The following is a 22,665-nucleotide window of genomic DNA, read 5'->3' as shown; positions in this document are numbered from 1 at the left end:
GTTCGTGGATTTTTTTGAAGTGAATTTTAATCCTTTTATTTAACCGGAAGCTAAAATTAATAAAACATGTCCGATACCCCGCAGTCTTTTGAGAAATTTAAATTGAATAAGCAGCTTTTGGAAGCTGTCAGTGAAGCGGGGTACGAAAAACCCACCCCGATCCAGGAAAAGGCCATTCCCCTGATTTTGGCAGGGAATGATGTCCTAGGGATTGCTCAAACTGGAACCGGTAAAACTGCTGCCTATGTGCTTCCGCTTTTGATGAAAGCAAAATATGCGCAAGGCAATCACCCCAGGGCCCTAATTTTGGCCCCCACAAGGGAGTTAGTAATGCAAATTGAAGAGGCTATCATCTTCCTGGGAAAAAATACTGACCTACGTTACGTCTGCCTTTATGGTGGGGTAGGACCCAAAACCCAGATCGAAAAATTGCAGGAAGGGGTGGATATTGTCGTGGCGACCCCGGGTAGATTTATGGACCTTTACAAAAAAGGAGAAATATTTGTCCGGAATATCAAGACCATGGTAATGGATGAGGCGGACAAAATGATGGATATGGGTTTCATGCCCCAGATCAGAGCCATTTTGGAAGTAATTCCTGTTAAGCGGCAAAACCTGCTGTTCTCAGCCACTTTTTCTGGCAGGGTAGAAAAGATTTCCGAGGAGTTTCTGGAATTTCCGGAAAAGGTGGAAGTGGCCCTTCAGGCAACTACTGCCGAAACTATTTCCCAGCGCAAATATTTTATCCCAAATATTAAGACCAAAATCAACCTTCTTTGCCATTTGTTGAATGATGAGAAAGTCAAAAGGGTCATTGTTTTTACCAAATCCCGGAGAAATGCTGAATCAGTTTATAATTACCTGGAAAGGAAAGGGATGGGGGATATCCGGGTAATTCATGCCAACAAAGGGCAAAATACGCGGATCAATTCAGTGGAGGATTTTAAATCAGGATTGGTGAGAATCTTGGTGGCCACTGATGTTGCTGCCAGGGGATTGGATATCAGTATGGTCAGCCATGTGATCAATTTTGATGTCCCCTTGATTTATGAGGACTATGTCCACCGGATTGGACGGACAGGAAGGGCAGAAAATGAAGGGGAGGCCATTACCTTTATTAATCCTGCTGAGGGATACCATTTTGAACGGATAGAGGAAATTATCCGCATGAAGGTACCGGAGGAAGAAATTCCCCAAGAGGTAGAGATTACTCCTACTCCATTTGCTGAAAAACAAGGCTATGAACGGGAGATTGATAATCAAAAAAGAAAGGCAGACCCCGATTTCAAAGGGGCTTTCCATGAGAAAAAATCCCATGTAAGTAGCCATATTCATAAGCCCAAGAAACCCAAAAGGGGAAACAAAAATAGCAAGGCCAAGAAAAACCGGAACCAGATGAAGCGAAGAAACCAGAAAAAGTAAAGAGGGTTTTAAAGTTTTTAGGTTTAATGTTTGGAATGTTACCGCCTTAAATTCGAGAAGTCCATTAATTATACCAATTTTATTAGGGTGACATTTTACCTGGTTATTCTTCCAATTTTTTAAAGTATTGGGGGTTATACAAATCCTTACCTTAGTCAGGTTTCACTGAATTACTTTATCCATCGTTGCCCAATAAAAATCTAAATTCAAGAAAAAAAGCCGCTAATTTAAACTTGGCGGCTTTTTTTCTTTTTACCTTGTATTGCTGCCATCCACTGGAGTGCGGTTTTCACGGTTGGCCAAGTCCCAAGCCGTATAGAAAATCAGTCGGGCCCGTTTTTCCATCAAATCAAATTCGATTTTGTCCACGGTGTCGGTAGGTTGATGGTAATCATCGTGAACCCCATTGAAGAAAAATGCAACTGGGATATTGTGTTTGGCAAAATTATAATGGTCTGATCTATAATAGAAGCGGTTGGGATCATCCTCAGCATCGTACCGGTAGTCAAGGATCAGGTCGGTATAGGTAATGTTGTTGTATTCAATGATGGTTTTTAATTGACTGGAGAGCATATCCGAGCCGATGACATACACATAATCCTTAAATTCTTTATCCTGATATTCATAATCAATCCTTCCGACCATGTCAATATTCAGGTTATTAACCGTGTTTCGAAGAGGAAATACAGGGTTGTCAGTATAATATTCCGAACCTAATAAGCCCTTTTCCTCTCCCGTTACATTTAAGAACAAAATAGATCTTCTAGGTCGATGACCTTCTTTGGCGGCTTCGGCAAAAGCCTGGGCAATTTCCAAAACGGAAACGGTGCCTGAGCCATCATCATCTGCTCCATTATTGATTTCTCCTTTACTATTGATGCCAATATGGTCGTAATGGGAAGAAATTACCAGGATTTCTTCCTTCTTGTCAGTTCCTTCAAGGTATCCCAAAACATTTTCCGTACCCACCATTTCCTTTTTCTTTTCCACCTTAAATTTCAATTTCTTTGAAGGGATTGATTCCGGGTTGTTTTTAGCTGCTTCTTTAAGAATGTCAATAGGCTGCTCAAAGAGCTTGGCCATTTTGTTGGAACTGACCAGGAATACAGGCTTATCCTTTGTGGGCTTTTCAAAACCTAACCGGCCTTTCCCAGTCAAAGCTTGATAACGGTTGGCAAGGCGGTCAAAATTGGCCTGCCCTTCCATGGTAACCATGATGACTCCCTCTGCACCTTTTTCCATAACCTTGTCCACTACATTTCCAGCATTTATGCCAATGGCCCAAAGACCTACAAATTTATCCTTAATGTTGATATTGGCTAAATTTTCTTCATTGGCCAGGCCCAAAAAGACTAGTTCGGTTTTGGATTTTCTTTTCATGTCGGCATCACCGATAAAAACATAATCTTCATTTTGGGTCAATTTCTGTTTGCCTACTTTTAGGAACAAATCTCCCCATGTGATTCTTGCCAATTCAAAAGGTTGAAAAAAACTACCCTCAACAGGGCCTTTCAAGCCTATTTCTTTATAAAAATCAGCCAAATATTTGGCCGCTAGTTTTTGGCCCTTTTCCCCGGTGTCTCTGCCTTCCAGTTCGTCTGATGCCAGATATTGCAGGTGGTTTTTCAGGTCAGCCTCTGTAATGGTGGCAGCGTATTGGATCGATTCGGGTTGTTCTTGGGCCTGAGATTGCCAGGAAACAAGGAGGGCAATGGCAAAGGCCAAAAGGTGTTTATGCTTCATTCCCATAAATTGAGTTTGATAAAGATTTATTTCTTAAAGCTAGACAATATTTTGTAAAAGTTTAAAACTGCTTGTGATTATGGGGGAATGCCCCAGAGAAATCTTGGAAAAGAAAATCATTATCGGTCAATAATTTATACCTTTGTGCAATCAAAAGTAAGGGTATTGCCCTGATTTATTGACGTATCGTATTGCTATGAAAATTGATTTGACGCCCACAGTAAAATTTGAACACAGACATAACGGTCCATCAGAACAGGATAAGTTACTGATGCTGGAAAAGATCGGTGTTTCATCGGTAAAAGAGCTGATCGACCAGACCATTCCCAAGTCCATCCAATTGGACAAAGCCCTCGATCTGCCGGAAGCAAAATCTGAAGCTGCTTTTTTGAAAGATTTTAGGAAGCAGGCCAATAAAAACAAGATTTTTAAATCCTTTATCGGCTTGGGATATTACGATACGATTGTTCCGGGTGTTATCCAGCGGAATGTTTTAGAAAATCCGGGTTGGTATACTTCTTATACTCCTTATCAAGCGGAAGTTTCCCAGGGAAGGTTGGAAGCTTTGGTTAATTTTCAGACAATGGTGATGGAGCTTACCGGGATGGAGCTGGCCAACTCCTCCTTGTTAGATGAAGGAACTGCAGCAGCAGAGGCCATGCATATGCTCTATGCGGCCCGTAAAAAAGACAAGAAAAAAGCGCATCGATTTTTTGTTGATGAAAAAGTTTTTGTCCAAACCCAGGAAATTCTTAAAACCAGAGCACTCCCGGTGGGAATTGATTTGGTGGTGGGGCCTTTGAGTGATTTGGACATGAAGGATCCGGACCTTTATGGGGTGCTTTTGCAATACCCCAATTCTGATGGGGAAATTATTGATTACCAAAGTTTGGTGGATGAAGCCAAGGAAAACAAGGTTTATACTGCATTTTCTGCTGATTTGCTGGCCTTGACCCTGCTGACCCCTCCGGGTGAGCTTGGTGCAGAAGTGGTAGTTGGTACCACCCAGCGATTTGGCGTTCCGATGGGATTTGGTGGTCCACATGCAGCTTATTTTGCCACCAAGGATGCTTTCAAAAGGCAAGTTCCAGGCAGGATCATCGGTTCATCAGTGGATATGGATGGCAATAAAGCCTACAGGATGGCCCTCCAAACCAGGGAACAACATATTAAAAGGGAAAGAGCTACTTCAAATATCTGTACTGCCCAGGTATTATTGGCTGTGATGTCGGCCATGTATGCAGTTTACCATGGTCCAAAAGGCTTGAAGGAAATTGCTACCAGGATCCATGGTCTGGCCAAATTAACCGCCCAGGGTCTTGCAGAATTAGAATTTGAACAAGTTAATACCAATTACTTTGATACCCTCAAAGTCAAGGTGGATGATGTGCAACAGTCCAAAATCAGGGCTTTTGCCATTTCTGCAAAGATGAATTTTAGGTATGAAGAAGGGTATATTTATCTTTCATTTGATGAGGCTAAGACTGTGAAGGATGTCAAGAAAATCGTAGATGTATTTTCCAAATCCACTCACCACAGTGCCCACCCGGTAGATTTGAAGCCCTTTATCAAGGAATTATCTATGGAATTTCCAGAAGGACTGGAAAGAAAGTCCACCTATCTGGAACATCCTATTTTTAACTCATTCCATTCCGAACATGAAATGCTTCGTTATTTGAAGCGGTTGGAAAACAGGGATTTGTCTCTTGTGCATTCCATGATTTCCTTGGGTTCTTGTACCATGAAGTTAAATGCCACCACGGAGATGGTTCCTGTTACCTGGCCAGAGTTTGGCCAACTGCATCCCTATGCCCCTCAGGACCAAGCTGCAGGGTATTATGAGCTTTTCCAGGATTTGAGAAATTGGCTGTCTGAAATTACCGGATTTGCAGAAACTTCTCTTCAGCCCAACTCTGGTGCTCAGGGAGAATATGCAGGTTTGATGGTTATCCATGAGTACCATAAAAGTAAGGGAGAGGACCATAGAAATGTGGCATTGATCCCTTCCTCTGCGCATGGTACCAATCCTGCTTCGGCTGTTATGGCGGGGATGAAAGTGGTGATCGTTAAATGTGATGAACAGGGTAATATTGACATCGATGATCTCAGAACAAAAGCCGAACAACACAAGGATAATTTGTCCTCCTTCCTGGTGACCTACCCTTCTACACATGGGGTATTTGAAGAAGCCATTAGGGAAATGTGCCAAATTATTCACGAAAATGGGGGACAGGTTTATATGGATGGTGCCAATATGAATGCCCAGGTTGGCTTGACCAGTCCTGGGAAAATCGGAGCGGATGTATGCCATCTCAACCTCCATAAGACTTTCTGTATCCCTCACGGTGGTGGGGGGCCAGGTATGGGGCCTATCTGTGTAGCAGATCATTTAATGCCCTTCTTGCCTAGCAATCCATTAGTGAAAACGGGAGGGCAGACTCCTATTTCGGCTATTTCAGCTGCTCCATTTGGAAGTGCCAGCATATTGCCTATTTCCTATGCTTATATCGTTATGATGGGAAAAGAGGGCCTTCAACATGCTACCGAACAAGCCATTATCAATACCAATTATATTAAAGCGAGGCTGGAGCCTTATTTCCCGATCCTTTATACGGGTGCTCAAGGAAGGGCAGCCCATGAGATGATTGTGGATTTCAGGCAGTTTAAATCAGTTGGCGTAGAGGTGGAAGATGTTTCCAAACGCCTGATGGATTACGGATTCCATTCACCTACAAACTCTTTTCCTGTTGCGGGGACCTTGATGATAGAACCAACGGAATCTGAGTCTTTGGCTGAATTGGATAGGTTCTGTGATGCCTTGCTTTCTATCAGAGAGGAAATCAGGGAAATTGAAGAAGGAAAATTCAATGCAGAAAATAATGTATTGAAAAATGCACCTCATACTGCCCATTTGGTTTCCAGTGATGATTGGAAATTCCCTTATTCCAGGGAAAAAGCCGCATATCCATTGCCTTATGTTAAAGCCAATAAGTTCTGGCCATCGGTAAGAAGGATTGATGCTGGGTATGGAGATAGGAACCTGATGTGCAGCTGTATTCCTGTTGAGGAATATGCCCATTTTGAAGAAATGGCTTGATTTATACAAATCATATTTTAATAAAAAAGGCTCTTTTCAGAGCCTTTTTTATTGGTCTAAGGTGAGTGGATATTCATGCTTAACCTTTTAAGCCTCCAGAGTTACTTGAATTTATTAATCTTAACTTTTCAAAAACATAATTATTTGTATCCTCCATTTAAAATAAATAATCACTTGTAACCGGGTACACCATAAAGAACCATTTAGGATGTTTTTTTAGTCAATTTTCTTTGCTATTACCTCAGCCATGATCTGATTCCCTTCGCTATTGGGATGAATTCCATCTGGAAAAAGGTCCGCATGCTTTTTTAGAGGTCGATAGAGATTGATTTTGTTTGCACGGGTAGATTTGATGATCTTTTTTAGCATGGGGATCATTTCTTTTTCAAGAACTGGAGCATTGATTCCCCAGCGGCTCTCAAACACGGGAACGGGAATACAAACATAAATTTCTCCCTTTTCAGGCATTGCCGAATCAAAGGATCGGATCATATCAATATAATTTTCTACAAATTCTTCTTTATGTTTCCAGTTTTGAGGTTTTGTATCGTTGGTGCCCAATTTGATGACCACAATATCCGGTTCATAATCCAAAACCTGGTCATATTGCGGTTCATCCCAATAAGGACGGTCTCCTTTTTTGAGTAAAGTACGGCCGCTGACTCCAAAGTTTATCACTTCATATTCCTCTCCAAGAATATTTTGCATCAATAAGGGGTAACTCTCCGGATGTTGCCTTCCCGGTCCTTCTGTGATGCTGTTGCCAACACAGGCAACTTTAATTTTTGTTTGGCCAAGGCAAAGGGTGAAAAAGTTGAGTAAAACAAATAGGGTAAATAAGGTTTTTTTCATTTGGGCATTGAGATTTATGAGTAAAATTAAAATAAGACTTAAAGGTAAGGGGATATTCAAATTAATGTGCAAGGATTGTATCTTTACACTTGTGTTTTTGCAAAAGCTCTCCAAATATTACAATTTCTTTCAATGGTTATCTCTGGATGTGGTGCTTGGGGCATGTGCTGGGATGTTGTTTTTCCAGCGATTGTTGGAAGTGGAATTGACCTGGGTAGAATACCTCTTGCTGGCCCTGGCAGTATGGGGGATTTATACTTTTGATCACCTAATGGATGCTAAAAACATCAAAGGAAGGGCAAGTTCTGCCCGCCATCTGTTCCATCAGGTCCATTTCAATAAGCTCTTGGTTTGGTTGATTTTGGTAGGCATATTGGGGGGGTACCTGGTTTGGAATTATGTTCATTTTTCAGGGATTATCACATTTGGAATTATTTTGGGCTTGCTCATAGTGGGGAATATCCTGTTTTTGAAGTTTTATGGAAAAAAAATCATTTTTTTAAAAGAATTTTCAACCGCGGGCTTTTACACACTGGGGATTGTATTGGCACCTTGGATCCGTTATACAAAAGGTCCTTTTCCTACCGTGTTTTGGTTGATGATCTTGGGTTATCTTCTAATGGCCTGGTTTAACCTCCTGTTGCTTTCTTACTTGGATAAGCATTCCGATCAAAGGGACCAATTGACCTCAATCGTCAATTCAATTGGGACCGGAAAAATAAAAAGTTTATTGAATTGCCTGGTTGGAGTGGAGTTGGTCTATTTGGCAGCATTGGCTATTTATCTGCCTTCCTACTATTATATGCATTTGGTGTTATTGACCATTATGTTTTTGGTTCATGCCATTGCATTTTTTCAACCCTACCTTAAAAAAGAAAAAATCAGAAGGCGGATTGATGGGATATACATGCTCCCATTGATTTTATTACTCCTTTAAAAAAAATAAAGGCACTCGGTGGAATAATTTTTCTATAGCTAATGAGAATGTGCTAAACATTAATATCTTTAGTTAATGAGCCAAAACCAATATGATTATATCGCGAGAGTTTACGACCCCATTGCCAAGTTGGTTTTAGGGAAGTCTTATACTGAGAGTAAGTTCAAGCATCTGGAACAGATCAAAGAAGGGGATAAAGTTTTATTGCTTGGGGGAGGTACAGGTGAAAACCTGGCAGAAATGGCCAATAGGGTGGGGTATTCTGGTATGGTTTACTTTGTGGAGGCGTCAAAAGTGATGATGGATATGGCTTGGAAAAAAGTTCCGCCGGAAATCAGGGACAGAGTTATTTGGACGTATGAAAATGATTTTACATGGTTGCCAAAGGAAAAATTTGATGTTGTGGTGACACAGTTTTTTTTGGATATTTTGCCAGACAAAGAAATCCAAAATCTGTTCCAGGAATTGGAGGAAAAAACCAAATCTTCTAGCCTTTGGATATTTACCGACTTTTTTGAAAAGAAAGAAAAGGCCAGGTTGCTTTCTTTGATGATGACTTTTTTCAAATGGGTGAGCAATAATCCCCGTAAAAACCTTCCTGATTATTTTCGATACTTTGACTCCTTTGGTTGGAAAGAAAAGGTCCTAACTGAATTTGATAGTGGCTGGATCAAGTCCATTTTATTTTCAAAATATTAATTGAAGGTTATATCTCGCCTGGGAATAGTTTAGGGATTAAACAGGCTGGTTAATTGATTTTCAGGGTTTTATCAGTAGGTCATTTAGACTAAATTTTTGATATAATTCCTGAGAATTAACTGTTGGGTATTTTTTGGATGATTTGGCTGATGATGGCATCAAAATATGAACCGCTATGAGGGCCATACCAGTTCATGTCACGGACTTCATGGTAATGTCGATTATAATATTTGTCTGGGGTGATATAGCCCATGTATCCTCCATTAAAGGTGGTAATGATCAGGTTAAGCCCTTTAGCTTTGGCCATTTTTTCCCATTTTTCATAAAATACTCCGGATATTTCTCCACTGGAAGCCAGTAGCAGGGTGTTTCCTATTCTCACCAGGTCAATATGGGCATTGGTATCTCCAAATAAACCATTGAAGACCCATGGCCTTAACCGGATATTATCACTAATTCGGTAATGGGCCTCAGGGAGGGATAAAGGGAAATGGCCCCAGGAAAAATTATCGGGGACAACTTGTTTAGCTTTTGGGATACTGTCATCAAGAATTAAGTCCAGCTCCCTTGCATATGTTTTTATTGCTTTTGGGTCATTTCCGTGGGGGACTGGTTTATGGCTGCCTACAGCTCCAGCCGCAAAAATGGCAAAATCGAATTCCTCTTCTAGGTAATGGGTCAGGTAAAACGGATAGTCCCCAGATAAGCCCATAAATTTACTGCTCAAACAGGTGGCGTGGGCTGCATAGGTGAGAAAAGTGGCTCTTTCCCCGGTTCTCTTTGCAAAGATTAATTGCCTGAAAAAAGGATCTACGGGATCACTGGCAATAAACCTGTTGGCCACAAAATCCGCTGCAGGGGTTCTTTTATAGCTGATCTTTACGGTGTCTTGGCTGTTAAGTGCCTTTTGGATGCCATAAATGGTCTTTTTTGCCAACATGTCAACAATTTCCTCATCAAAGCCACCGAAGGCTATTTTGCCCATCAGACCTGGAATGTATCCTCCCATTCCGCTATGGGTATGGGTTGCAGTGAAATAAGCATGGTCAATTTCTGGGGAATGGGCTTTTATTTCGGATTGGATGGATTTTGCCAAAAAGGGATGGACGATCAATAGCTCATAATTCAAAAAAGCAATATTCTGCTGACCATTGCCCAAAACCAAAACTTTGACAAAGCTGCTGTCCTGCACAAATTCATATTCCCCGCGGGGTTTGTAACCTACCAGGTCTACCGGATCACTGGGGGTGACATTAACACTCGACCAACCCGCCATCCAATAACCATTTTCCCATTGTTCCCATTTAAGTTGGTCAATAGCTTCCATGGTTTCCTGATAATAGCCCTGTTCTTCCAATGGAGACCAATCCACCTGTTTGAGAAGCACTAGTGCCAATAAAAGCAAAAGGCCTGTTGACCAGGCCAATATTTTCATGAGTTTTGAAAGCATTTTTTGAAATGGAAGTTTGGGATATTATTGGTATTCAAAATTACCGTGATCACTTTTAATGGTGACCTTTTTTCCATCAAATGGTTCCACCCGGCCAATAACCTGGGCATCCACGCCATACTGTTCAGCAATGTCAATTATCTCCTCGGCATATTTTTCCTCCAAATAAACCTCCATTCGGTGGCCCATATTGAAGACTTTGTACATCTCCTTCCAGTCAGTTTTACTCTCTTCCTGGATGATTTTAAACAAAGGAGGAGTTTCAAACAAATTGTCTTTTACTACATGGACATCATCAACAAAATGAAGCACTTTTGTTTGAGCTCCACCACTGCAATGGACCAATCCATGGATATGAGGCCTCAAATACTTTAAAGCTTCCACCATAATTGGTGCATAGGTTCTGGTGGGAGACAAAACCAGTTTCCCCATATCTACAGGTGTACCTGGTGCGGGGTCAGTCAATTGATATTTCCCGGAGTAGACCAGATCATTCGGAACTGAGGGGTCAAAACTTTCTGGATAATTGGTTTTCAAAACTTTGCTAAAGACATCATGACGTGCAGAAGTTAAACCATTACTGCCCATTCCCCCATTATAAAAATCTTCATATTTGGCTTGACCATAAGAGGAAAGGCCGACAATAACGTCTCCAGCCTGGATTTTATCATTGGAGATCACTTCCTCGCGGGGCATCCTTGCAGTAACGGTGCTGTCCACAATTATTGTCCTAACCAGGTCTCCAACATCAGCGGTTTCACCCCCGGTTAAAATGGCATTGACACCATTGTCACGAAGCATTTGGAGTACTTCTTCGGTACCATTAATGATGGCAGCAATAACTTCCCCGGGGATAAGGTTTTTGTTTCTACCAATAGTGGAGGAAACCAAAATGTTGTTGATGGCTCCCACACAAAGCAGATCGTCTATATTCATTATAATGGCATCCTGGGCAATTCCTTTCCAGACATTAAGGTCCCCGGTTTCTTTCCAGTAAAGATAGGCCAGTGAGGACTTGGTACCTGCTCCATCTGCATGCATGATATTGCAATAATTGGGATCATTACCCAAGGTGTCTTCCACAATCTTGCAAAAAGCTTTGGGGTATAGCCCTTTGTCCAAATTGGAGATGGCCTTGTGCACATCTTCCTTGGAGGCAGACACGCCTCTTTGCATATATCTTTCGTTCATCAGAATATCGACTTTGTTATATTTTTGGTAAAGGTAAGGATTTTAGGAAGGATAGGGAAATCAGGCATAAGCTTACTTGCTAATTACTTCCATGATTTTTATTGGATGAGTAATAATTTAAGGAATAACTGTATTTATTAGCCATGAGAAAAAAGTTTTGCCTCACCCCAACCAAAAATAACAATGGGGGCCTCCTTTGCTTGGGGAAAAATGGAAATAGAATTAGAAGGCATTAACAGATACCCTAAATATTTTATTCAAGTTGGAAAACAAAACCCACAGAGCAAGGAGAGCTGCGGGTTTTGTATCGCATTGAGGGTTTAAACTATTACTCTTCTATTTCGATTACTTTAAACTCTGTCCTTCTGTTGGTTTGGTGCTCTTCTTCTGTTTGGGCATTTTCTATCAACAATTGGCGTTTGCCATATCCTTTAGCCACCAACCGGTCTTTGTCGATGCCCTGGGATACAATATAGTTAACAGCAGATTCAGCCCTTCTTTGTGAAAGGTCGTCATTATATGCGTCACTCGCCCGGTCATCGGTGTGTGAACTCAACTCTATCCTTATCTCAGGATTGTCTTTTAGGATTTTGACCAATTTGTCCAATTCCTTGGCAGCATCAGGACGAATATTGGCTTTGTCCAGGTCGTAATAGATGTTTTCAAGAACAATGGCTTTTTCCAATTCCAATTTATCCAATACCAAGGTAGTGTCCAGAGAAACATTGGTAATATCTTGTACCAGTTCCTCCTTAGGGGGCGTTTTCCCTTTGGTGCTGTAATTGATGCTTTTGGTAAAATAGCCGTTTTTCGAAGCAACGATTGAATAGACTGAATTGGGTTGAAGCTTGAATCGTAATTCCCCTTGGGAATTGGAAAAATCCCCGCCAACCATGGTTCTTGTGCTGTCATATACCGCTACACGGGTTTGTGGAAGCACTTCTTCAGTATCCTCTCCGGTTTTTTGAAGGGTAGTGACTTTCAGAAATACATTGACCAATTTGGGTTTAGGGGTTTTGTCTTCAAAATAATAAATGTCATCATCGCCCACTCCCCCTTCACGGTTGGAACTAATAAAACCTTCTTTGGGGTAATTAGTGAAGTAAATGCCAAAATCATCTGCAGTGGAATTGATGTTTTTTCCAAGGTTTTTTACAGTTGTTTTCCCATCTTCCGTTTTGGCAACAAAAATATCCAGTTTCCCAAAGCCGGGGTGTCCATCTGAAGAAAAGAAAAATTCATCTGAGGATACTGGGCGGGGAAACATTTCATTTCCCGGGGTGTTGATTTCTGGACCCAGATTTTGAGCATTACCAAAATCTCCATTGGCCAGTTTGGTGGCTTTGTAAAGGTCTGTGCCTCCATAGCCCCCGGGTCTGTTGGAGGAAAAGTACAGGACTTGTCCGTCCGGGCTAAATGCTGGGGTGGAATTCCAATAGGTTTCCTCCTCGTTGACGGGCATCCAAATCGGATCAGTGAAGGTGGTTCCCTTGAAATAAGAAGCAAATAAATTTACCTCGGGCAAGTCATTTTTACTGGTGGAATTTCCACGGGCATAAATGATGGTGTTGCCATCTGGGCTAATAGCAATGGCGCCCTGATTTAGGCCTTCTTCGTTTCTGAATTCAGGAAGAGGCTGGATGCCCTGAACATCCACTTTGATCCCATCGGCACGCGTACGATAAAGTTTGGTATACCCTTGTCCGGTAGCTGGATAAACTCCCCCTGCTCCTCTGGAACTGGTAAAATAAAGGAAATTTTCACTTACAACAGGGGCATAATCGATTCCTCCTGTGTTGAGAAGCTGGTAATTCTGAATTTCATGGTAAGGCCAATAGTTTTCAATTTCTTCTAATTTATTGATGTTTTTGATTCCCATTTCTGCCAGGTTCATCAAACTGTCGCTATTGGTTTGTTCCTTGGCCTTGGTATAGGTTTCTACCGCTTCTTCATATTCTCCCCTGTCGTGGAGGCTTTTAGCTTTTTTAAAATAGTTCTCGAAAGAACCCTCCTCCTCCAATAACTTATTGTAATAGGGAAGAGCATCTTCGATTCGGTTGGAAAGCCGGTAGCTTTCTGCTATATAAAAATTGGCCTCAGTGTTTTCCGGATTGTTTTCCAATATCCTGGAAAAGGTCCCAATGGCCAATTGATATTCCCCGGTTTTAAATTGCTCCGCTCCCTTTTGCTGCAGACTCTTGCAGGCAGCCAAGAACAGGAAGACCAAAAAGACAGGGAGAAGAAAACGGTTTTTCATCTTGGGAATTTAACTTTTGTATTTATTGACCTTTGCTCTAATATAGAAGATTTATCAGAATTAATTCACAAAATATTTGTTCAACCAACTTTGTTTGGCCGGAATAACCCATTTTGATTTTAAATCCTCTTTTGTAGAAATAATAGGGTTTAAGACAGGAGTTTCTTCGGTCAGATGACCAGAATCAATATGGTCCTTTATTTTTCCCAAACTGCTTTGGGTAATTTGATCTTTTTCAATAAATGAAATTTTACCCTTGTCTAGCAGGTTGATTTCCAGTGCTGTTTCAATTTCCCGGAGGGCTTGAACTGAGCTGTCAATGGAACAACCGCTGGCACCAATCTGAGATTCATCCACTGACAGTACAATGACCTGGTTGTATTTGATATCAAAAGAGGTAGGCATCAAATCGCCATGGGTTGTCCATTCATTACAAAAAGCAGTAAGTCTGTTTTCAATAAAGTTGCTTTCCTCAGGGGTGAAGGGTCTGTTGGCTTGATATACCCATACCCTGGATGATTCTGGCATTTGTTCAAAAGGCAAATACATGGTTTATTATTTTTTATTTTTTAATGCAATTTCGGGGTCAAAAAGCCCTACTTTCTAAACGGTAAAATAGGGCTTTTTGATGCTTTTTGAAGTATAAAATGGTTAATATCTGGGGAATTTGTTTTTCTACTCGACAATAGGTGCAAAATGAATCTGAAAAATGGGACGAAGATATACCCCTCTACCCAAGTGATTTTGATTTCCCTTTAGGGAAACTGGCTTTGAACTACATCCACCAAGGCCCAAATAAAATAGGTAAATGGAATTAGGATGAAAAGTTTCGAGATGATTCCTAAGGGTAAAAAATAACCATTGGGATAATATTTTTAATTGAATAATGTTTCCAGAAGAAAAAGGTGACCAGGGGTTTAAGACAAGCCCTGGTCTTTGGCGATCAGTTCGGCAAGGTCAAATACCTTCACCTCGTTTTCTTTTTCTTTATTTTTAACACCGTCAGACATCATTGTCAGGCAGAAAGGGCAGCCTACTGCAATGGCAGATGCACCAGTGTTCAGTGCTTCTTCTGTCCTTTCGATGTTGATGTCTTTTTTGCCAGGCTCTGGCTCTTTGAACATTTGTGCCCCTCCTGCTCCGCAACAAAGGCCTTTGCTGCGGCACCGCTTCATTTCCACCAATTCCACATCCAGGGCTTTGATGATTTCTCTAGGAGCTTCATATACATCATTTGCCCTTCCCAGGTAACAGCTGTCATGGAAAGTGATTTTTTTGCCTTGGAAATCACCACCTCCTTTCAGGGCTATCTTTCCCTCATTGATCAGAGATTGTAGGAATTGGCTGTGGTGAATTACTTCATAATTCCCACCTAATGCGGGATATTCATTTTTTATGGTATTGAAGCAGTGGGGGCAAGCAGTGACTACTTTTTTGACATTGTAGCCATTCATGACCTGGATATTGCCTACAGCTTGCATTTGGAACAGGAATTCATTTCCAGCTCTTCTGGCAGGGTCACCGGTACAAGCTTCCTCCGGCCCAAGCACTGCAAAACTGATACCTACTTTATTGAGGATTTTGACAAAAGCCTGCGTGACGGCTTTGTAGCGGTCATCAAAAGAGCCCGCACAGCCTACCCAAAATAATATTTCAGGGCTTTCTCCTGATGCGGCCATTTCGGCCATAGTGGGTACTTTATAGGTTGACATGCTTTTTTTTGCTTTTTAATTTCAAATTTGATTTTTGTATTTCCCTAATTCCTTTCGATTTAGGGAAATATTGTGGTTTTTTTCTTCTTACTAAAATAGGCAGGATACATAAAGTTAAACTTATGTGAGATATTGGACTTACCTAGGTATTATTTTAAGGCATATCTTCATCTTTCACCTTGTCTGCCCAATTGAAGCGGTCTGTTGGTGCAAATTTCCAAGGGGAAAAGCTGGTTTCCATATTTTGGAACATGGAGTTCCACTGAGCAGGAGAACCACTTTCTTCCATGGCCACATATCGCCGCATTTGCATAATAATAGTTAAAGGGTCAATGTTTACCGGACAGGCTTCAACACATGCATTACAACTAGTGCAGGCATTGATTTCTTCCTTGCTAATATAATCACCCAATAGGGATTTGCCGTCTTCCAGCCCTTTTCCTCCTTTGTCCAGGCTTTGCCCTACTTCATCAGCCCTGTCTCTTACGTCCATCATGATTTTACGGGGAGAAAGCTTCTTTCCAGTGATGTTGGCAGGGCATTCTGAGGTGCAACGGCCACATTCCGTACAAGCATAGGCGTTCATAATATTGACCCAACTGAGGTCATTGATGTCCTTGGCACCAAAGCGACCTATTTCTTCCGGGGCTGCTGCATTTTCCTCAGATTGGATTCCTAGCATCATATTAACTTCATTGGTGATTTCCGGCATATTTTCCATTTCCCCTTTTGGTTTGAGGTTGGAATACCAGGTATTTGGGAAAGCCAGGAAAATATGTAAATGCTTGGAATAAGTAATGTAAATGGCAAATGCCAAAATGCCAATAATGTGAAACCACCAAGCAAAGCGTTCAAGAAACACCAATGCCCCTTCACTTAATCCCGCAAATATGGGCTTGATTAATCCGCTAAAGAAAAGCGGTCCCAGGGCAAGGTAATGCGGATTCCCCTTTTCTGCCAAAAGCTGGTCAGTAGCATTCATGGTAAGGATGGCCACCATCAGAGCAATTTCAATGATAAGGATCAGGTTGGCATCCAAAGCTGGCCAACCATTGAGTTCTTTCATGGTCAGCCTGGGAACCCTGGTAATGTTCCTTCGGATCAGAAAAACAACACAGGAAAATAAAACAGCAGCAGCCAGGAATTCAAATCCGTTGATGGCGGCCGTGTAAAACCCTCCTAAAAAGGGGGCAAATACCCGGTGCTGGCCTGAAAAGCCATCAATGATAAATTCGGCTACCTCCAAGTTAATAATGATGAACCCAAGGTAAATCATCAGGTGCAATACAGCTGGAAGCCATCGTTTGAACATTTTTTGTTGCCCAAATGCTACAAGCCCCATGGTTTTCCACCTTTCTGAAGGTTGATCATTTCTGCTTTCGGCTTTACCCAGTAATATATTTCTTCTAAGGAAGGAAATCCTTTTGTAAAGAATATACCCTGCACCCGCAAAAACAAGGATAAAAATTAATTGCGGTAAGATACTCATATTGAATTGTTTATTGATTTGGTCGAAATTTTCTTAAATATTTTTTTTTGATTAGGGTTTGCATGGAAAGAACAAATACCTACCTTTGCATCACTCTAACACGGTGATGTAGCTCAGTTGGTAGAGCATCGGACTGAAAATCCGTGAGTCGGTGGTTCGAGCCCACTCATCACCACCCAAAGCCTTGAAGAAATTCAAGGCTTTTTTTATGCCCTTTTGGAACTGGTCAAGATGGGTGAAATTAATTTTGTTATAATCCATGATTTTATTTTTGTGTACCAATTACAAATAATGGGTTGTTGTTTTCCATTTGATATGAATTTTTAAAATTAACCTATTTTGTCTGAATGGGCGTAATGAAGGAAGGTGAAATTGATTAGAATGCTTAAAAGACAGCTTTTTTTGATGTGAAAACTTATTTAGGTTTAATGGCACATTAGTGTGTTTTCAGAATTTTTAAATAAATTTTTTGAAAAAAATCTGTAACATTTCCTTCCAAACTCCATTAGCCCAGTAAATGAAAACATTTTTTGAAGCATACATTTGGACTTTGCGAGGCAAGCTTTACCGGTTAGCGTACCATTGGCTCAAAGATAAGGAGGAAGCAGAAGATGCTTTGCAAGAGGCTTTTGAAAAAGCCTGGGATAAAAGGAATGAGCTTCAGAAAATGAAAAATCCTAGGGGATGGATGGTGAGGGTGTTGAAAAACCAAAGTCTCCAAAAATTGCGTGAAAGGAAAAGATGGACGGTGTTTCAGGCCAATTCGGAAATGAGTCAGGAGCCTGACTCAATTTCCGAAGACTCTTCCTCTGCAATTGAATTGGTATTTCATTTCTTAAAGCAGCTTCCCGAAAAGCAGCAGGAAATATTTCATTTGAGGGAAGTGGAGGGCCTGACTTATGAGGAAATAGCCGAATATTTGGAAATTTCTATGGACCAAATCAAAGTGAATTTGTTCAGGGCAAGGAAAAAATTGAGGGTATTTTTAAAGGAGTATAAACAGGATGGAGGAGCAATTAAATAAGCTGTTGGAAAAATATTACGAAGGCCAATCAAGCCTGCAAGAAGAAAAGCTCATCAGGCAACTTTTGAAGGATACGGAGGGCTTTAAAGAAGAAAAACAATTTTTTCTTGGATTGGAGGCATTGGGCATGAAGGAACCGGTTCCACAAATTCCTCCTAAAACAGGATTTCAATGGCGGAATTGGCAAAAGGTGGCAGCCATTGCTCTGGTTTGTCTTGGGGTAGGATGGCTTTTGGAAGAACAACAGCAGGAAAAAGAAGAATTGGCTTATCACCAAGTGATGGATGCATTAAGCTTAATTCGACAGAATATGCAAAAAGGGACGGGGCATTTGAATGCCATGGATAATATCAAGCATTTGGATAAAGCCAATGAGTGGTTGAACATAGATGAAATAAAAGAAGAGAAGTGATGAAAAAAATAGGCAGTATCTTAATAATGGTATTAATGACCTTCTCCGCTCAAGCGCAGGAGGATGCCATTGAAAAATTCTTCTCCAAGTATCTTGAGAATGAGAATTTTTCCAGGGTTTATATCAGTCCCAAAATGATGCAAATGGCTGGTGGTTTTCTGAAATCTGCTGCTGAAGGGGATCAGGATAAGGATGCTCAAGCCATGGGGGAATTAATATCCAAGTTAAATGGAGTAAGGATTTTAAGTGGGGAAAAAGTGGATGGGTTGTCACTTTTTGATGAAGCCATGGGCGTCCTCAATAGGAATAAATATGAAGAATTGATGGATGTAAGGGATAAAGAGAGCAGTCTAAAGTTTTTGGTCAAGGAAGAAAACGGAAAGGTGGCCGAATTACTAATGATTTCGGGGTCTGATTCGGAATTTACTTTATTGAGTTTGACGGGAAGATTTACTTATCAGGACTTAAATATGCTTGCCGAAAAAACGGATTTGCCGGGGATGGACGCCTATCAAAAAGGGAAAAAGCAAAAGTAACAGCAAATATCTATCAACTTAAAATAAATCCATGATGAAAAAAGGAATATTGATCATTGCCCTGGTTGGGCTAGTAGGTATTGCCTATGGGCAAAGCAATAGTGTAGGTGACTTGTTTACCAAGTATAAAGGTGAAAAAGATTTTTTTCATCTGGATTTGTCTGGCAATTTTTTAGATTTTACCAAAGGGGTTAATATCGATATGGGGAAAGAGGATTTGGATGATCTGATGAAATCCGTAGATGGAATAAAACTGTTTAAGTTGCCGGTTAATGGAAAGGAAGCAAAGGAAGACTTTAAATCCCTCCGAAAGGGACTAAAAAAGGAGAAATACGAATTAATGATGGAATTTTCCGAAAAAGGGAATGAAGTTGCCATTTATTCCATTGATGATCAAGTGGTTCGTGACCTGGTATTGCTTATTGGAGGAGATGATGGAGGAGAATATTTGGTTGTTGAATTACAGGGTGAGTTTGAGTCCAAAGCCCTGATCAAAGCGATGCAATAGGCTGGTGTTAAAATTTTGTAGTGTAGAGTTATTTTTTGTGTATGAAATGTGTTATTGAGTTAATAAAAAAGGCGGAAAACTGAGCTCCGCCTTTTTTATTTATTCTTGCAATCTTATTTAAAGAATTTAAGATTGATCACCTCTTTTTCGGACAAAAACCTCCACTTTCCTCTAGAGATTTCTTTTTTTGTTAGGCCTGCATAGGTTACCCTATCCAATGCTGTGACTTCATAGCCAAGATGGGCAAAAATCCTTCTGACTATCCGGTTTTTTCCTACATGAATTTCTATACCCAAAATGGTTTTGTCTTTGGACAAAACCTGAATATCATCTACTTCTACCAAACCATCTTCTAGAGTAAGGCCTTCTATTATGGCTTCCACGTCTCCTTTTGAGATGGGTTTATCCAATGTGACCTGGTATATTTTTTTGATCTTGCTGGATGGGTGGGAAAGGTTAGCAGCCAGCTCTCCATCATTGGTGAATAATAATAATCCGGTGGTGTTCCGGTCCAACCTACCCACAGGGAATATTCTTTCTTCACATGCATTTTGAACTAGGTGCATGACTGTTTTCCGGTCCATAGGGTCATCGGTGGTGGTGATGAAATCCTTTGGTTTGTTCAGCAAAACATAAACCGGCTTTTCTGGATTGATGGGTTTTCCTTTAAAAACCACTTTATCATACCGGTGGACTTTATGGCCCAGTTCCGTAATGATCTCCCCATTTACCTTGATTTCGCCTTTTTCGATGAGCTTATCTGCTTCACGCCTTGAGCATATTCCAGCATTGGCGATGTATTTGTTAAGCCTTAATTCTTCCTGACCGGGATGTTGCCCTCTGGATTTTTGAATCTTTTTAAAGTTATATTCCGGTTTAGGGGTTTTGGAAGATTTCTTTTGGAAAAAAGGTTTTTTAAACCGGCTTTTCTTGAATTCGGATTTTTTTTCTCCTTCATCCCATGCTTTTTTCTCAAAAATTGGCTTTTCGGACTTGTTTCTGCCTTTATATACTGTTTTTTCTTTTTCTTCTTCTGGTTTATCCTCCCAATGGGAGGGTTTGTTCTTTCCGTATTTTTTTAAAGGGGAAAAGGCTTCTTTTTGGTCTCCATGGCTTTTTTTACGGTCAAAGTCACGGCCTTTGTGAGATGAGCCTTTTGGCCGGCTTTCTCCATGACCAGATTTCTTGCTTTTGCCAAAATCTTTATCACTTCTTCCTGAAGACTTTTCAAATCTTCCCTTTTTACCGGACCTGTTTTCACGATGATCTCCTTGATTTTTTTTCATTGTATTGCAGCATCTCTGCTGTAGTTTTTGTTAGACTAACCCCTTCAGATTGAATTTGTTATTGTTCTCTGGGGTATTGGGCTGCAAAGATAGGGAGATATTGAGAGATTATGATGATGTCTTGGGGGAAATCTTATTTCAAGGGCTAAAAGAATGGCTATTTGAAATATTTGACCCTCCTGAAAACTGGGGTTTTTTGGGCAAACCGTTTCTTAAAGGATTTGACAAGCGAAAAATTAATTTTGAATGGTTGGATCTTCCTATACCATGCCACTAACCCCAAATTTCTCATGAGATACAAGACGAAGCCCATGTAGGTCGTATCCTGTTTGTATCCTTAAAACTTCTGGAGATTTCCAAAATCACCTTGAAATGTAGAACTTTTTAAAATCCGGGAGTAATAGGAAGAATTATTCCTGTTGATTGCCGATCTGATTTTCTTCCGGGGAAAAGTCTTTGGGTTGGGGCAGATCCTTGAGGGTATTGATGCCAAAATACTCCATAAACTTATCACTGGTTCCATAGAGCAAGGGCCTTCCAATACTTTCAGATTTCCCTTTTATGGTGACCAGTTCTTTTTCCAATAATTTTTGGACGGAATAATCACAATTTACCCCCCTGATTTGCTCCACTTCACTTTTGGTAACCGGTTGTTTGTAGGCAATGATAGAAAGGGTTTCCATCTGGGCCGTCGAAAGCCTTTTGTTGGACTGCTGCTTGAGCAAGATAGAGATACTTGTTTGATAAGCAGGTTTGGTCAGAAACTGAAAACCATTACCCAAATGCTCCAAAGCAAAGGAAAAATCATCCTTTTGGTATTTTTCCTTCAGGTCCTTGATTGCCTTTTCAATATGGTCTTTTGGGACTTCAGATTCAAACATCTCCGTTAGGCATTTTTGGATATCCTTAATGCCTAACGGAGTGGGGGTGCAAAATATCAGCGCTTCAATATGTCTGTGTAAAAACTCCAATTCTATTTTTTTGCCAATTTTGCTTCAATGGAATGCATGGTGTGGGGAACGGCTTTTAATCTTTCTTTGGAGATTAATTTCCCAGTATCCACACAAACGCCATAGGTTCCATTTTTAATTCGGATCAAAGCTTTTTCAAGGTTGATAATAAATTTTTGTTGTCTGGCTGCCAGCTGGCTTAGGCTTTCTCTTTCCAATGTATCTGCACCGTCCTCCAATAATTTGGATGTAGCGGCGGTAAAATCAGTTCCACTGTCATTTTTCTTACTTAAGGATTCCTTAAGCATGTTGAGCTCTTCTTTTGCCACACTTAATTTGTTGTTGATCAATTCTTCAAATTCCTTAAGTTCTTCTTTGGAATATGATGTTTTTTCTTCTTGGCTCATAGTTCGTAGTGTTAAGAGTAATTATTGTATCACTTTTTCGATTACTAAAAAGTTCCCTAAAATAAGGGGCACTTTTTAAAATCAAAAATGTGATTTCAAGTTTATTTTGGGCTTATATCGGGGAGAAGCGGTTTCTCCCCATTTTATTCTAAAATACGAGAAATGAATAAAAATGGGTTTATTAAAATTTTATATTGGGGGTAAAATTCAAACATTAATTTTATTGATTGTTTTGGGTGAAATGATTTTTTTTCCAATCCTGAACAATTTCTTATAGGATATTAAGCATTTCATTGGTGAAAAACAACTTTTTACTTGCTTATTGGCCGTATATCCGTGTAGGGTTTAACTGTATTTCCTAGATTTTTGTTTTGACCGGTTGACCTTTTAAGAATTATCCGAACCCCATATAAAATGGAGAATAAAGAGAGAATGGGGATTCGGGAAATGGTTTAATTAATATTATTCAAGAAAAAATTGGTGGAAAAAATGTAGTTGTTTGATTCAAAAAATGATTAGGAGGGGCTGATTTCCCTGAGTCTTTTTTTAAGTAGTTTTTCTTCTATATTCAAATTGTATTTGACCCGCAAATACCTTTGAATCACCTTTAAGGTTTTCCCCTTAGAAAGGAAATAGGTTTTTAAAGTTTGGTTTATGAGGTCTTGTTTCATGGTTATAGAATTTTGATGACAT

The 22,665-nt window shown here is 40.4% G+C and carries 20 protein-coding genes and 1 tRNA gene; 9 read left to right on the top strand and 12 right to left on the bottom strand.

All coding sequences use genetic code 11. The features are described 5' to 3' along the window. Window positions 1–66: 66 nt before the first annotated feature. Window positions 67–1,422, top strand: a complete 1,356-nt coding sequence (locus QWY93_RS05335) for a DEAD/DEAH box helicase (RefSeq protein WP_290247140.1) — start codon at window positions 67–69, stop codon at window positions 1,420–1,422. 252 nt (window positions 1,423–1,674) lie between these two features. Here QWY93_RS05335 and QWY93_RS05330 read toward each other — a convergent pair whose 3' ends face one another. After that, window positions 1,675–3,165, bottom strand: coding sequence for a M28 family peptidase (locus tag QWY93_RS05330; protein ID WP_290247139.1), 1,491 nt, complete (start codon window positions 3,163–3,165; stop codon window positions 1,675–1,677). A 196-nt stretch (window positions 3,166–3,361) separates the two neighbouring features. Between QWY93_RS05330 and gcvP the strand changes: the two genes are divergently transcribed. Next, the gene (gene gcvP / locus QWY93_RS05325) at window positions 3,362–6,262 is read left to right on the top strand and encodes an aminomethyl-transferring glycine dehydrogenase (protein ID WP_290247138.1); all 2,901 of its coding nucleotides are present in this window, start codon (window positions 3,362–3,364) and stop codon (window positions 6,260–6,262) included. Window positions 6,263–6,478: 216 nt separating this feature from the next. Here the strand turns inward: gcvP and QWY93_RS05320 are convergent, their stop codons facing one another. Next, window positions 6,479–7,114, bottom strand: a complete 636-nt coding sequence (locus QWY93_RS05320) for a GDSL-type esterase/lipase family protein (protein WP_290247137.1) — start codon at window positions 7,112–7,114, stop codon at window positions 6,479–6,481. A gap of 64 nt (window positions 7,115–7,178) precedes the next feature. On the opposite strand from QWY93_RS05320, the gene QWY93_RS05315 reads away from it, so the two are divergent. Both QWY93_RS05315 and QWY93_RS05310 read left to right on the top strand, forming a co-directional pair. Next, on the top strand, window positions 7,179–8,051 hold the full coding sequence (locus QWY93_RS05315) for a hypothetical protein (RefSeq protein WP_290247136.1): 873 nt from the start codon (window positions 7,179–7,181) through the stop codon (window positions 8,049–8,051). A 75-nt stretch (window positions 8,052–8,126) separates the two neighbouring features. Continuing rightward, complete coding sequence (locus QWY93_RS05310) at window positions 8,127–8,750, top strand: class I SAM-dependent methyltransferase (RefSeq protein ID WP_290247135.1); 624 nt, start codon at window positions 8,127–8,129, stop codon at window positions 8,748–8,750. A gap of 115 nt (window positions 8,751–8,865) precedes the next feature. Here QWY93_RS05310 and QWY93_RS05305 read toward each other — a convergent pair whose 3' ends face one another. The 6 genes from QWY93_RS05305 to QWY93_RS05280 all read right to left on the bottom strand — a co-directional run bounded on the left by QWY93_RS05305 (window position 8,866) and on the right by QWY93_RS05280 (window position 16,849). Further along, window positions 8,866–10,185, bottom strand: a complete 1,320-nt coding sequence (locus tag QWY93_RS05305) for a neutral/alkaline non-lysosomal ceramidase N-terminal domain-containing protein (protein ID WP_290247134.1) — start codon at window positions 10,183–10,185, stop codon at window positions 8,866–8,868. Between the two features lie 39 nt (window positions 10,186–10,224). Beyond that, window positions 10,225–11,391 (bottom strand): AIR synthase related protein, encoded by a 1,167-nt coding sequence (locus QWY93_RS05300; RefSeq protein WP_290247133.1) that lies wholly within the window; start codon window positions 11,389–11,391, stop codon window positions 10,225–10,227. 328 nt (window positions 11,392–11,719) lie between these two features. Beyond that, complete coding sequence (locus QWY93_RS05295) at window positions 11,720–13,648, bottom strand: CHU_0125 family OmpA-like outer membrane integrity protein (RefSeq protein ID WP_290247132.1); 1,929 nt, start codon at window positions 13,646–13,648, stop codon at window positions 11,720–11,722. 60 nt (window positions 13,649–13,708) lie between these two features. After that, window positions 13,709–14,197 (bottom strand): hypothetical protein, encoded by a 489-nt coding sequence (locus tag QWY93_RS05290; protein ID WP_290247131.1) that lies wholly within the window; start codon window positions 14,195–14,197, stop codon window positions 13,709–13,711. A 368-nt stretch (window positions 14,198–14,565) separates the two neighbouring features. Continuing rightward, window positions 14,566–15,360, bottom strand: a complete 795-nt coding sequence (locus QWY93_RS05285) for a (Fe-S)-binding protein (RefSeq protein ID WP_290247130.1) — start codon at window positions 15,358–15,360, stop codon at window positions 14,566–14,568. A gap of 154 nt (window positions 15,361–15,514) precedes the next feature. Continuing rightward, window positions 15,515–16,849 carry a 4Fe-4S dicluster domain-containing protein gene (locus QWY93_RS05280; protein ID WP_290247129.1) on the bottom strand — a complete coding sequence of 445 codons (1,335 nt, stop codon included), beginning with the start codon at window positions 16,847–16,849 and terminating at the stop codon, window positions 15,515–15,517. A gap of 102 nt (window positions 16,850–16,951) precedes the next feature. On the opposite strand from QWY93_RS05280, the gene QWY93_RS05275 reads away from it, so the two are divergent. From QWY93_RS05275 to QWY93_RS05255, 5 genes are all read left to right on the top strand, one after another. Further along, window positions 16,952–17,024: transfer RNA gene (locus QWY93_RS05275), tRNA-Phe, on the top strand. Window positions 17,025–17,366: 342 nt separating this feature from the next. Next, window positions 17,367–17,873, top strand: a complete 507-nt coding sequence (locus tag QWY93_RS05270) for a GFO_1088 family ECF-type sigma factor (protein ID WP_290247128.1) — start codon at window positions 17,367–17,369, stop codon at window positions 17,871–17,873. Next, entirely contained in the window at window positions 17,854–18,285 is a 432-nt protein-coding gene (locus QWY93_RS05265; RefSeq protein WP_290247127.1) for a PG0215 family putative anti-sigma factor, read from the top strand. Before QWY93_RS05270 ends, QWY93_RS05265 begins: the two co-directional genes overlap by 20 nt. Beyond that, window positions 18,285–18,821: a DUF4252 domain-containing protein gene (locus tag QWY93_RS05260; protein ID WP_290247126.1), complete on the top strand. Its 537-nt coding sequence runs from the start codon at window positions 18,285–18,287 to the stop codon at window positions 18,819–18,821. Before QWY93_RS05265 ends, QWY93_RS05260 begins: the two co-directional genes overlap by 1 nt. A gap of 31 nt (window positions 18,822–18,852) precedes the next feature. Continuing rightward, on the top strand, window positions 18,853–19,329 hold the full coding sequence (locus QWY93_RS05255; protein ID WP_290247125.1) for a DUF4252 domain-containing protein: 477 nt from the start codon (window positions 18,853–18,855) through the stop codon (window positions 19,327–19,329). Between the two features lie 113 nt (window positions 19,330–19,442). On the opposite strand, the gene QWY93_RS05250 is transcribed toward QWY93_RS05255, so the two are convergent. From QWY93_RS05250 to QWY93_RS05235, 4 genes are all read right to left on the bottom strand, one after another. Beyond that, complete coding sequence (locus QWY93_RS05250; protein WP_290247124.1) at window positions 19,443–20,615, bottom strand: pseudouridine synthase; 1,173 nt, start codon at window positions 20,613–20,615, stop codon at window positions 19,443–19,445. Window positions 20,616–21,025: 410 nt separating this feature from the next. Further along, entirely contained in the window at window positions 21,026–21,586 is a 561-nt protein-coding gene (scpB, locus tag QWY93_RS05245) for an SMC-Scp complex subunit ScpB (RefSeq protein WP_290247123.1), read from the bottom strand. A gap of 2 nt (window positions 21,587–21,588) precedes the next feature. Beyond that, complete coding sequence (locus QWY93_RS05240) at window positions 21,589–21,972, bottom strand: TraR/DksA family transcriptional regulator (protein ID WP_290247122.1); 384 nt, start codon at window positions 21,970–21,972, stop codon at window positions 21,589–21,591. A gap of 515 nt (window positions 21,973–22,487) precedes the next feature. Beyond that, window positions 22,488–22,643 carry a hypothetical protein gene (locus tag QWY93_RS05235; RefSeq protein WP_290247121.1) on the bottom strand — a complete coding sequence of 52 codons (156 nt, stop codon included), beginning with the start codon at window positions 22,641–22,643 and terminating at the stop codon, window positions 22,488–22,490. Between the last annotated feature and the right edge of the window lie 22 nt (window positions 22,644–22,665).

The sequence above is a fragment of the Echinicola jeungdonensis genome (assembly GCF_030409905.1).
GTDB classification, from domain to species: Bacteria; Bacteroidota; Bacteroidia; order Cytophagales; family Cyclobacteriaceae; genus Echinicola; species Echinicola jeungdonensis.
The sequence above is the reverse complement of the archived record's forward strand: the minus strand, read 5'-3'. Positions and strand labels throughout refer to the sequence as shown.

Coding starts and splice junctions, on each gene's coding strand:
- QWY93_RS05335 (WP_290247140.1), top strand. CDS start 67: ATGTCCGATACCCCGCAGTCTTTTGAGAAATTTAAATTGAATAAGCAG.
- QWY93_RS05330 (WP_290247139.1), bottom strand. CDS start 3,165: ATGAAGCATAAACACCTTTTGGCCTTTGCCATTGCCCTCCTTGTTTCC.
- gcvP (WP_290247138.1), top strand. CDS start 3,362: ATGAAAATTGATTTGACGCCCACAGTAAAATTTGAACACAGACATAAC.
- QWY93_RS05320 (WP_290247137.1), bottom strand. CDS start 7,114: ATGAAAAAAACCTTATTTACCCTATTTGTTTTACTCAACTTTTTCACC.
- QWY93_RS05315 (WP_290247136.1), top strand. CDS start 7,179: ATGTGCAAGGATTGTATCTTTACACTTGTGTTTTTGCAAAAGCTCTCC.
- QWY93_RS05310 (WP_290247135.1), top strand. CDS start 8,127: ATGAGCCAAAACCAATATGATTATATCGCGAGAGTTTACGACCCCATT.
- QWY93_RS05305 (WP_290247134.1), bottom strand. CDS start 10,185: ATGAAAATATTGGCCTGGTCAACAGGCCTTTTGCTTTTATTGGCACTA.
- QWY93_RS05300 (WP_290247133.1), bottom strand. CDS start 11,391: ATGAACGAAAGATATATGCAAAGAGGCGTGTCTGCCTCCAAGGAAGAT.
- QWY93_RS05295 (WP_290247132.1), bottom strand. CDS start 13,648: ATGAAAAACCGTTTTCTTCTCCCTGTCTTTTTGGTCTTCCTGTTCTTG.
- QWY93_RS05290 (WP_290247131.1), bottom strand. CDS start 14,197: ATGTATTTGCCTTTTGAACAAATGCCAGAATCATCCAGGGTATGGGTA.
- QWY93_RS05285 (WP_290247130.1), bottom strand. CDS start 15,360: ATGTCAACCTATAAAGTACCCACTATGGCCGAAATGGCCGCATCAGGA.
- QWY93_RS05280 (WP_290247129.1), bottom strand. CDS start 16,849: ATGAGTATCTTACCGCAATTAATTTTTATCCTTGTTTTTGCGGGTGCA.
- QWY93_RS05270 (WP_290247128.1), top strand. CDS start 17,367: ATGAAAACATTTTTTGAAGCATACATTTGGACTTTGCGAGGCAAGCTT.
- QWY93_RS05265 (WP_290247127.1), top strand. CDS start 17,854: ATGGAGGAGCAATTAAATAAGCTGTTGGAAAAATATTACGAAGGCCAA.
- QWY93_RS05260 (WP_290247126.1), top strand. CDS start 18,285: ATGAAAAAAATAGGCAGTATCTTAATAATGGTATTAATGACCTTCTCC.
- QWY93_RS05255 (WP_290247125.1), top strand. CDS start 18,853: ATGATGAAAAAAGGAATATTGATCATTGCCCTGGTTGGGCTAGTAGGT.
- QWY93_RS05250 (WP_290247124.1), bottom strand. CDS start 20,615: ATGAAAAAAAATCAAGGAGATCATCGTGAAAACAGGTCCGGTAAAAAG.
- QWY93_RS05240 (WP_290247122.1), bottom strand. CDS start 21,972: ATGAGCCAAGAAGAAAAAACATCATATTCCAAAGAAGAACTTAAGGAA.
- QWY93_RS05235 (WP_290247121.1), bottom strand. CDS start 22,643: ATGAAACAAGACCTCATAAACCAAACTTTAAAAACCTATTTCCTTTCT.